Here is a 10,636-nt window from a genome sequence, read left to right as displayed (position 1 = left end):
AATTATAATGGTCGTTGATGATGATATTGATGTGCAGGATTTCTGTAAAATTGTTTTGGAAAGAGAGGATTATCGGGTTATAGCATTTTCTAATTCTGAAAGTGCCCTTGAGTTTTTAGTCTCTAATACACCTTCAGTAATTATTACGGATTTGATGATGGGGGGAATTGATGAGGGGATACGATTTGTTAATAAAGTAAGAGATTTTAATAATGAAAAATCAAAAATTCCTATTATTATGATTACAGGTATAAACTCCAAATTAGGATATGACATTAGTCCCCGTTCTGAAGAAGAAAAAAAACAAATGAAAATTGATGAATTTATATCAAAACCTTTAAATCCAAAACAATTGATTACTGCTCTTAAAAAAGTTATTAGATAGAATATTGTTTCAGTGTAGATACTGTTTAACTAATAAATATAAGGAAATGAATTATGAGTTCTAATGTGGAAACAGTTCCTATTAATGAGGAATTCATCTTTGAAACTTTGAAGAATAGCACTAAAAAAGATGCCGTCTATATCAGAGAAATTCTTGCCAAAGCCCTTGAATTAAAGGGATTAAATGAGACAGAAGTAGCAACACTTGCAACCATAAGTGACCCGGACCTGTTAAAGGAACTTTTTGATACTGCACGAAAGGTTAAAGAAGAAATTTACGGGAAAAGGCTTGTTCTTTTTGCTCCGCTTTATGTCTCAAATCTATGCAAGAATGAATGTTTATATTGTGCTTTTCGTAGAAGTAACACAATGGTTCGTAGAAAAGCATTAACACAAGAAGAAGTTCGTAAAGAAGTTGAAACATTGGTTGACCAAGGACATAAGCGCATCCTTTTAGTTGCGGGTGAGTCATATCCTTCCGAAGGATTTGATTATATTATCCATTGTATTGAAACAATATATAGTATAAAGAGAGGTAGGGGAGAGATAAGACGCGTAAATGTAAATGTTGCACCATTATCCCTTGAAGAGTTTAAAAGACTAAAAGAAGCAAAAATAGGTACATATCAATTGTTTCAGGAAACATACCATAGAGAGACATATCAAAAGGTTCATCTGGGTGGACTTAAAAAAGATTTCGATTGGAGAATTACGGCAATGGACCGTGCTATGAAAGCGGGTATTGATGATGTGGGTGTTGGTGTTCTATTTGGTTTGTTCGATTGGAGATTTGAAATACTTGCTTTGATGCAACATATTAAACATTTAGAAGATACCTTTGGTGTAGGATGTCATACAATAAGTGTTCCTCGTCTTGAACCTGCGGTTGGTTCTGATATTGCATCCCACCCACCTTATCCAGTATCCGACCTTGATTTTCGAAAAATTGTAGCTATATTAAGGCTTACAGTGCCCTATACGGGTATAATCATGTCTACTCGTGAAACACCAAATATACGAAGAGAAACCTTTGCGTTAGGAGTGTCCCAAATCTCAGCGGGGAGTAGGACAAATCCCGGTGGTTATACAGGGGACGAGGAAGAAGACATGAGCCAATTCTCATTAGGCGACCACCGTAGTCTTGATGAAGTTATTTGTGATGTTACACAATTAGGTTATATCCCTTCCTTTTGCACTGCCTGTTATCGTTTGGGTAGAACCGGTGCCGACTTTATGGATCTTGCAAAGCCGGGGCTTATAAAAAACCATTGCGAAGTAAATGCTTTAAGCACCTTTGCCGAATATCTTGAAGATTATGCATCTCCTGAAACGAAACAAGTAGGTTGGGCAAAGATTGAAGAAGTATTAAATACAATGCCTGAAGCCCGAAAGACAAAAACAGAAAAAATGTTGGTACGTGTCAAATCGGGTGAACGGGATGTTTATGTGTAATTCCTATGTCAGAGTACCGAATTGAAACCGATTTATTAGGTGAAAAAAAAATACCTGCGGATGTCTATTGGGGTATCCATACGGCTCGGGCTGTAGAGAATTTTTCAATTTCTCGACAATCTGTACATCCAGAATTGATACAATCTTACGGAATTGTTAAACTTGCGTGTGCAGAGACAAATTATTCATTAGGATATTTAACACAACCTCAAGGTAAAGCATCGGCTATATTTAATGCTTGCGAAGAAGTAGCAAATGGTAGATGGAATGAACATATAATTGTTGATGCTCTTCAAGGGGGTGCAGGGACCAGCACAAATATGAATGTTAACGAAGTTATTGCTAATCGTGCTTTAGAGATATTAGGTTTTCCACGAGCAAAATATGACATTATTTCTCCATTAGATGATGTAAATCTTCACCAATCTACAAATGATACTTATCCTACTGCTTTAAAACTCGCTACTATAAGAATGTTAAGAAAATTAGAAACTGAAATTATTTTTCTTTTGGAGTCGTTTCAAACACATGAAAAGCAATTTTCTGATGTTGTAAAAATAGGAAGAACAGAACTTCAGGATGCAACACCTATTACATTAGGACGGGAGATGGGTGCTTATGCTGATGCTTTGTCACGGGACCGTTGGCGTATTTATAAATGTGAAGAAAGGCTACGCGTAGTAAATTTAGGAGGCACAGCCATCGGGACAGGTTTGGGTTCCCCAAGGGATTATATTTTCCGTGTTGTAGATAAACTGCGGGAATTATCAAATATTGGTTTTTCACGGGCAGAAAATTTGGTAGATGCAACCCAAAATCTGGATGTGTTCGGAGAAGTATCCGGTATAATCCGCTCCTATGCTATAACACTTAATAAAATAGCCAATGATTTAAGATTAATGTCTTCTGGACCTGAAGCAGGTTTTCGAGAAATTCAACTACCACGATTGCAAGCAGGTTCCTCTATTATGCCAGGCAAAGTAAATCCTGTATTACCTGAGGCTGTAGGCCAGGTGGCGATGCTCACATTCGGTTTTGACCAGACTATTACATTTGCTTGTTCCTCTGGAAATCTTGAACTGAACCCATTTGTTCCTTTAATTGCTCATTGTTTGTTGAATATGCTTGAAATGCTGACAAATGTAACCCATCTATTTGCAGAAAAATGTGTTAAAGGAATTATTCCCAACCGTGAGGTTTGTAGTTCCTATGTAAATAGTTCTACTGCAACTTTAACTGCACTCATACAAAAGATAGGATATGAGAAAGCATGTATGATTGCGAAAAAAGCAAGCAGTATTAAAAAAGGTATTCGGGAAATTGTATTGGAAGAAGGAATTTTAACCCCTGAAGAATACGATACTCTTTTAGCCCCAGAATCCTTACAAAAGTTAGGTTTTACTAACCCAAATAATAAGATAATTCAGGAATAAAATATGTTCAGAGGTTCACCAAAATCATTTCGATTACATATAGGTCTTTTTGGTAGAAGAAATGTAGGTAAATCGAGTTTACTTAATGCAATTACACGACAAAATGTTTCTATTGTTTCAGAAACTGCTGGAACCACAACAGACCCTGTGGAAAAACCCATGGAATTACTTCCGTTAGGCCCTATTCTTTTTATTGATACCGCTGGTATTGATGATATTGGTGCTTTGGGTGAATTGCGAATACAAAAAACACGCCAGATTTTTGACCGAACGGATGTAGGGGTTATTGTTACAGAATCGGGGATATGGGGTGAATTTGAAGAAGGATTGTATAACGAGTTTAGGTCAAGGAATATCCCTATCGTAGTCGTGTTTAACAAAGTAGATTTGCAAGAACCTGATGAAACATTGTGCAACAGATTAAAAAATGAGAAAGTTTTATATGTGAAGACTATTGCTTCCGAACAGGAAGGTATTAGTGAACTTAAAAATGCACTTATATCATCAGCCCCGGAAGACTTTATTAATAGTCCTACGATTTTAGGTGATTTGGTAGGTCCTGGCGAATTGGCGGTGCTTGTTGTTCCTATAGATAAAGAAGCCCCTAAAGGACGGCTTATTATGCCTCAGGTTCAATCCATTCGTGATTTGTTAGATAACGATGCTATGTGTGTTGTCGTAAAAGAAAGGGAGCTCCGACGAATATTAGAACAGTTGAAAACTCCACCGAAGATTGTTGTTACCGATTCTCAGGTGTTCTTAAAAGTAGTTGCGGATACTCCCCCTGATGTATGGGTTACAAGTTTTTCTATATTGTTTTCACGATTTCGTGGGGATTTAATTACACAGGTAGAAGGAACACTTGCTATAGAGTCGTTAAAACCCGGAGATAAAATACTTATTGCCGAATCATGTTCTCATCACCCCATTGCCGATGATATAGGCAGAGTAAAAATCCCAAGATGGTTAATGCAATATGTCGGTGGAAAATTAGAATTTGATACCGTTCAGAGGAATGATTTCTACACAGATTTAACAAAGTATAAAATGGTTATACACTGTGGGGCATGTACATTAAACCGACGGGCTATGTTGAACCGTATTATGCACTGCAAGAAACAAGGAATTCCAATAAGTAATTATGGACTAACGATAGCCTATTCTTTGGGTATCCTTGAAAGGGCATTAGAACCATTTCCATCTGCGTTGGAAATATACAAACAAAGAACACAAAAAAATTAATAAACAAGAAATAAAAAATGGATAAAAGAGATATTATTAATTGGCTAAAGGAAGAGAATGAAAATAGATTAAATGAATTATGGGAAATGGCGGATTCTGTCCGTAAAAAATATGTTGGGGAGGAGGTGCATCTTCGGGGTTTAATAGAGATATCGAATTATTGTAGAAAAAATTGTCTATATTGTGGAATACGAATTTCTAATAAGAAACTGTCCCGATATAGAATGGAAGATAACGAAATTTTGAGTTGTGTTGAATTTGCTAAAAGAAATGGATACGGGACTGTAGTGCTTCAATCTGGTGAAGACCCTTATTTTACGGAAGAAAAAATTGGAGAATTAATAAGAAAAATCAAGAAAATTGCAGATGTGGCTATTACACTAAGTCTGGGAGAACAGGAGGAACACTCCTTAAAATTATGGAAAGAAGCAGGAGCAAATCGTTATCTCCTTCGTTTTGAAACTTCAGATGAAAACCTTTTTAAAAAAATTCATTCTTCAGAACAGGCAAAGAGTTTGGAAAATAGAATTAGCCAATTAAAAATACTTAAACGGTTAGGGTATGAAGCAGGAAGTGGAATAATGATAGGGATACCCTATCAAACTTATGAGAGTATTGCTAATGATATTCTACTCTTCAAACAATTAGACCTTGATATGATAGGGATAGGCCCCTATATTCCACATCACGAGACACCTTTAGGGCAGGAATACCTTAATGAATATAAAAATGATGGTGAAAGATTTGTCCCCAACACGGAGTTAATGACCTATAAAGTCCTTGCATTAACCCGAATTATATGTCCAACGGTAAATATTCCTGCAACTACGGCACTGGCAACAGTCAACACACGCGAAGGTCGAATTTTAGGTTTAAAGAGAGGTGCCAATGTTATTATGCCAAATCTTACACCTGTAAAATATAAAAAACTATATGAAATTTATCCAGGTAAATCCTCCGCAGATGAACCTCCAGAGATTATTCACCAAAGTATAATGAAAATTATTGAACAAGCAGGGAGAAAAGTTGGGGCAGGTATGGGAAATCGTAGGAAAATATGATGTTTAGTTAGTAAGAGTTTCGTATGTGTTGATTATGAAAAATAATTAACGAAGTATTAAGTAGTATTATTTAGCCTCATATAAGATTTTAATTCAAAACTTGAAAATAATAGCATGCCATATATTCATTTGCATATTGTTTTTTAAGGATAATTCATAAAAGGTAAATAATAGTCAAGATTTGATATAATATAAGCCCTTCTAATGAAATAAAAATCTCATGAGCAAAATTATATTTTTAAAAAGAAAGGAAATGAAATGCCAAAAAACATCTATGAGAAGATATGGGATGCTCATTTAGTTTATACCCCTGAAGACCAGGACCCCATCATCTATATTGACAGACACTATATACATGAAGTAACTTCACCACAAGCATTTGAGGGATTGAGAATTGCTGGTAGAAAGGTTCGTCGTCCCGATTTAACCTTTGCTACGATGGACCATAATATCCCTACAACCAATCGTGATAAACCGATTGCAGACCCAATGTCTGCATTACAGGTAGAAACATTAAAAAATAATTGCAAGGAATTTGGTATCCAATGTTTCGATATGCATGACCCACGGAATGGTATTGTTCATGTGGTGGGTCCTGAATTAGGATTGACACAACCCGGAATGACAATTGTTTGTGGAGATTCGCATACTTCAACGCACGGGGCTTTCGGTGCACTTGCATTCGGTATTGGAACCAGTGAAGTGGAGCATGTCCTCGCTACGCAAACATTATTGCAAAGAAAATCAAAAACAATGGAAATCCGTATAGAAGGAGAGTTACCTTTAGGAGTTACGGCAAAAGATCTTATTTTACATATTATTGGAAAAATAGGAACAGATGGAGGAACAGGCTATGTTATTGAATATACAGGGGAAGTGGTCAAAAGACTTTCTATGGAAGGTCGTATGACTTTATGTAACATGACAATAGAAGGAGGAGCAAGGGCTGGGCTAATTTCTCCTGATGAAACCACAGTTAAATATCTGCTTGGAAGACCTTATATTCCTAAACATATTCCTGAGGAAGAACTTGTAAATCTATGGTTGTCCTGGGCATCGGACACGGGTTGTTCTTATGATAAAACTATAATAATTAATGCTAAAGATGTAGAACCTCAAGTAACATGGGGAACCTCTCCTGAAATGGTTGCTCCTATCTCGGGTAGAGTTCCTGTGTTAAAAGAAATACAGGATACAAACCGCAGGAATGCAATTGAAAAAGCACTCAAATATATGGGTATTGAGGAAGGAACACCTATTGAAGCCATAGAAGTAGATAAAATATTTATCGGTTCCTGCACAAATGGAAGAATTGAAGATTTAAGAGAAGTGGCTAAAGTCATTAAAGGTTATAAGGTAAACAAAAGAATAAAACAAGCAATCATTGTCCCCGGTTCAATGTTAGTTAAGAAACAAGCAGAACAGGAACATTTACACAATATTTTTATAGAAGCAGGTTTTGAATGGAGAGAGCCGGGTTGTTCTATGTGTCTCGCAATGAACGATGACCGTTTAAATCCAGGGGAACGATGTGCATCTACCTCAAATCGTAATTTTGAAGGTCGTCAGGGTAAAGGGGGAAGAACACATCTTGTTAGTCCAGCAATGGCAGGAGCATGTGCTATTATGGGACATTTTGTTGATATTCGCAAATGGAAATTTAATGATTAGAGGAGATAAAGAAGTGGAAAAATTTACTATATTGAAAGGAATTGTAGCACCTTTAGATGCAAGAAATGTGGATACAGACCAGATAGTTCCAAAACAGTTTTTGAAAAGAATACAAAGAACAGGTTATGAGGATGTTCTTTTTTACGATTGGCGTTATCTCGATGATGGAAAAACACCCAATCCACAATTTGAGATGAACGCACCTCGTTATAAAGGAGCCACTATTTTATTGACACGCGATAATTTTGGTTGTGGTTCATCACGCGAACATGCTCCATGGGCATTAAAAGATTATGGTTTCCGTTGTATTTTGGCAATATCTTTTGCAGATATCTTCTATAACAATTGTTTTAATAATGGAATTTTGCCTATAACGCTCTCACCGGAAATTATTGACCAACTCTTTAATGAAGTCCGTTCACAGGAAAATTATATGTTAGAAATAGATTTGGTTAGTCAAAGAATTACAAAACCAGATGGGAAACAAATCCATTTTGACATCCATTCGTTTCTCAAGGAGCGTTTATTAAATGGATGGGACCAAATAGGTCTTACATTGCGATATGAAGAATTGATTGACAAATATGAAAAGAAACATCCTCTGAAATTGTGAAATAAAATATAATTTTGGAAAGGAGGAATGGTTATGCCTTTATACACTTATCAGGTAATTCATGAAGATGGTACCGAAGGTGAAATTATAGAAGTGTTTCAAAAGGCAGATGAACCTCCATTAAAATTTCATCCCGAAACAGGAGAAAAAGTAGTTCGAGTTTTTAAGCCTGTGCATATTGCAGGTTGGGCTAATGAGCGGATGGCAAAACAAATGTTGAGTGATAAAAATCTTGCAGAAAAAGGCTTTACAAAATATGTCCGTTCAGGTAAAGGTTATTATGAAAAAACGACAGGAAAAGAAGGGCCGCCAACAATTAATGTAAATGACTGATAAAGAGTTTGATTATGCCCTTGTTACTTTTATATGCTTTATTAAAATCTGCATAAATATCAACTTAGGAGGATAAAGGAATGAAAAAGGTAAAGAAATATTTCTCAATAGCGGTAATTATCTTAACACTTTCAACTTTATTAGTGTCTTTGGGGTGTGGTTCTATGCCATGGAAAAAGAAAAAAGAACAACCCCCTCCTGTTGAGTTATTGGATGAAACCAAAGCACAAAACACAGACACATTACCAGCAGAAGGCACAACACTTGTTCCCGGCCCTCAAAGATTTAAAGATGTTCCATTGCCAGATAAAGTAAAAGAAGATTTTGAGCGTTCTTATGTTTACGAATCAAGCACATTACAAGTAGGTAGGATGGTATATTCTATTCGTGCCGATGCCAATGATATATCACAATTTTATGTGAAAGAATGCCCTAAATATGGTTGGAAATTGGAAAATGTAATTCAAGGCGATGGAGTTCAGTTAAATTATTCTAAAGAGGGCAAAAAATTACAGGTAAATGTTAGACCTCAGGGATTAGGAAGACCCAAACAGTTGATATTAACTTTAACACCATCAGAATAAAATTTGTTCAATGAAAATAGCAAGAGATAGAAAATTAAAAGATACATATTTTCTACTTATTCTATTAGTTCTTTCTTTGCATCTATCTCTTTTATTTTTTTCCTGTGGCACCGTAAAGAAGATAGATATTCCTTTTATAAGTAAAAATTCTCCTACGGAACAGGAAAAAATCATTACTGTTTTAGATACAGTGGAAAGACTAATAGAGCGTAAACAGGTTAAGAAAGTAATGGATTATGTTTCGCTTGAATATCGAGATGAACAGAATCGGAAATATAATGATATTAGAGAATATCTTCAGAGTATAGTTAGAGATTACAGAGTTATTCGAATTACAAGAGCAACTCCAGAGATAAAAATTGAAGGGAACAATGCAACAATAATAGATACCTTTGGAACTGTTGCTGAACCGTATGACCCGGTTCAAGGTGTTCCTGTAAATGTGCAGGGTAAAGTTATAATTTCCCTGCAAAAAGAGCCTAATGGCTGGAAAATAAAATCCTGGAGTTCTCTTTTGTAATTTTATTCTGACCACTCTTAATCATTATAATCCTTAACCTGAAAAACAAAAAAAAGAAAGGGAATTTGTATTTATGCCTATTCGTAGACAGAAGAAAAGAAAGACAGAAGTAAAGGACATTTTACCAAACATTGATGAACCTAAAAATCAACTACTTATTTGGTGGACACACATAAAAGAAAATTTGTATTTGTATATATTTTCAATCGTATTTATCCTTTTATGTGTTGTTATAGGGTTAATCTATGGCTCTTATAATAGTTCAAAAAACAAGGACATTATGACGCGTTATGCAAGTGCAGTTCTTAAGGAAGATTTGCAGGAAAAATTAGACGCTTTAAAACCTCTTATGGATACAAACTCATCACTAACCCCGGAAATCCTATATGTATATGCTGAAACTGCTTTTACACTGGGGAAAATTGATGAAGCAGAAACTATATGGAAAAAACTGTGCGAAAAATATCCTCAATCCGAATGGGTTCCTAATGCACGAGAAGGCTTGGGCTATTTAGAGGAATTGAGAAAGAATTATGATAATGTTATAAACATTTATAAAGAAATAAAAGAAAAATGGAGTAATTCATTTATAGCAAAAAGGCAATCTTTTAATATCGGTCGTGTTTTAGAAGCCAAACAAGACTTGCAGAACGCAATAGAAGCGTATAAGAAACAACAAGAAGAATTCCCCGATTCTTCAATTGCAAACAAAGCAAAATCGGCTCTTGATAGGATAAAGGGTGAACATCCAGAATTATTCCCTGAAGAAAAGAAAGAAGAATCTTCTCAAGATGCCACAAAGAATGAAGTAAAAGAAAATACCGCAAGTTTGCAAACAGACACATCAAAAAAAGAGAATACTCCTGCTCCACAACAAGGTCAGTAATAAAATTTATTGTTCAAATATAAATCTATAAAAATGAAAATGTATAAACAGGGGTCTTTACAGTTATGAATCAAGAGAAAAAAACTATTTATGTCGTTGTTAACACACACTGGGATAGAGAATGGGTATATCCATTTGAAGAAACGCGATTGTTATTAGTCGAGTTTATGGACCAATTAATCCAGATTTTAAAAAATGACTCGAATTTTCATTCCTTTACATTGGATTCTCAAACGGTGTGTCTGGAAGATTACCTTGAATTAAGACCTGAGAAAAGAGAGGATATTGTTGACCTTGTTAAATCAGGAAAACTTATAATTGGTCCATGGTATTCCCTTCCGGAAGAATTTATTGTTAATGGGGAATCATTAGTTCGGAATCTTTTAATAGGGCACCGAGTGGCACAATCCTTCGGAAAAGTTTCAAAGATTGGATATACACCTTTCAGTTATGGGCA

Annotated in this window: 12 protein-coding genes; all 12 read left to right on the top strand. The window is 35.5% G+C overall.

What is annotated here, in order from left to right; all coding sequences use genetic code 11:
* Positions 1 to 385, top strand: a 385-nt coding sequence (locus tag PLA12_13540; protein HOQ33517.1) for a response regulator, incomplete at its 5' end; no start/stop codon positions are given.
* Positions 386 to 438: 53 nt separating this feature from the next.
* Positions 439 to 1,836: a [FeFe] hydrogenase H-cluster radical SAM maturase HydG gene (hydG, locus tag PLA12_13535; protein ID HOQ33516.1), complete on the top strand. Its 1,398-nt coding sequence runs from the start codon at positions 439 to 441 to the stop codon at positions 1,834 to 1,836.
* A 5-nt stretch (positions 1,837 to 1,841) separates the two neighbouring features.
* Positions 1,842 to 3,269 carry an aspartate ammonia-lyase gene (locus PLA12_13530; GenBank protein HOQ33515.1) on the top strand — a complete coding sequence of 476 codons (1,428 nt, stop codon included), beginning with the start codon at positions 1,842 to 1,844 and terminating at the stop codon, positions 3,267 to 3,269.
* A 3-nt stretch (positions 3,270 to 3,272) separates the two neighbouring features.
* On the top strand, positions 3,273 to 4,511 hold the full coding sequence (gene hydF / locus PLA12_13525) for a [FeFe] hydrogenase H-cluster maturation GTPase HydF (GenBank protein ID HOQ33514.1): 1,239 nt from the start codon (positions 3,273 to 3,275) through the stop codon (positions 4,509 to 4,511).
* Positions 4,512 to 4,528: 17 nt separating this feature from the next.
* On the top strand, positions 4,529 to 5,572 hold the full coding sequence (hydE, locus tag PLA12_13520; protein HOQ33513.1) for a [FeFe] hydrogenase H-cluster radical SAM maturase HydE: 1,044 nt from the start codon (positions 4,529 to 4,531) through the stop codon (positions 5,570 to 5,572).
* Between the two features lie 258 nt (positions 5,573 to 5,830).
* Complete coding sequence (gene leuC, locus PLA12_13515) at positions 5,831 to 7,243, top strand: 3-isopropylmalate dehydratase large subunit (GenBank protein HOQ33512.1); 1,413 nt, start codon at positions 5,831 to 5,833, stop codon at positions 7,241 to 7,243.
* On the top strand, positions 7,236 to 7,856 hold the full coding sequence (gene leuD, locus PLA12_13510) for a 3-isopropylmalate dehydratase small subunit (protein ID HOQ33511.1): 621 nt from the start codon (positions 7,236 to 7,238) through the stop codon (positions 7,854 to 7,856). The genes leuC and leuD overlap by 8 nt, the downstream gene beginning before the upstream one ends.
* Before the next feature lie 33 nt (positions 7,857 to 7,889).
* Entirely contained in the window at positions 7,890 to 8,189 is a 300-nt protein-coding gene (locus PLA12_13505) for a zinc ribbon domain-containing protein (GenBank protein ID HOQ33510.1), read from the top strand.
* 80 nt (positions 8,190 to 8,269) lie between these two features.
* The gene (locus tag PLA12_13500) at positions 8,270 to 8,773 is read left to right on the top strand and encodes a hypothetical protein (protein HOQ33509.1); all 504 of its coding nucleotides are present in this window, start codon (positions 8,270 to 8,272) and stop codon (positions 8,771 to 8,773) included.
* A gap of 10 nt (positions 8,774 to 8,783) precedes the next feature.
* Positions 8,784 to 9,293 (top strand): hypothetical protein, encoded by a 510-nt coding sequence (locus PLA12_13495; protein ID HOQ33508.1) that lies wholly within the window; start codon positions 8,784 to 8,786, stop codon positions 9,291 to 9,293.
* 73 nt (positions 9,294 to 9,366) lie between these two features.
* The gene (locus PLA12_13490) at positions 9,367 to 10,179 is read left to right on the top strand and encodes a tetratricopeptide repeat protein (GenBank protein ID HOQ33507.1); all 813 of its coding nucleotides are present in this window, start codon (positions 9,367 to 9,369) and stop codon (positions 10,177 to 10,179) included.
* A gap of 65 nt (positions 10,180 to 10,244) precedes the next feature.
* A partial coding sequence (locus PLA12_13485) for an alpha-mannosidase (protein HOQ33506.1) occupies positions 10,245 to 10,636 on the top strand: 392 nt, incomplete at its 3' end.

Source organism: Candidatus Hydrogenedens sp., assembly GCA_035378955.1.
Classification (GTDB): Bacteria; Hydrogenedentota; Hydrogenedentia; order Hydrogenedentales; family Hydrogenedentaceae; genus Hydrogenedens.
This window is presented reverse-complemented; position numbering and strand designations above follow the sequence as displayed.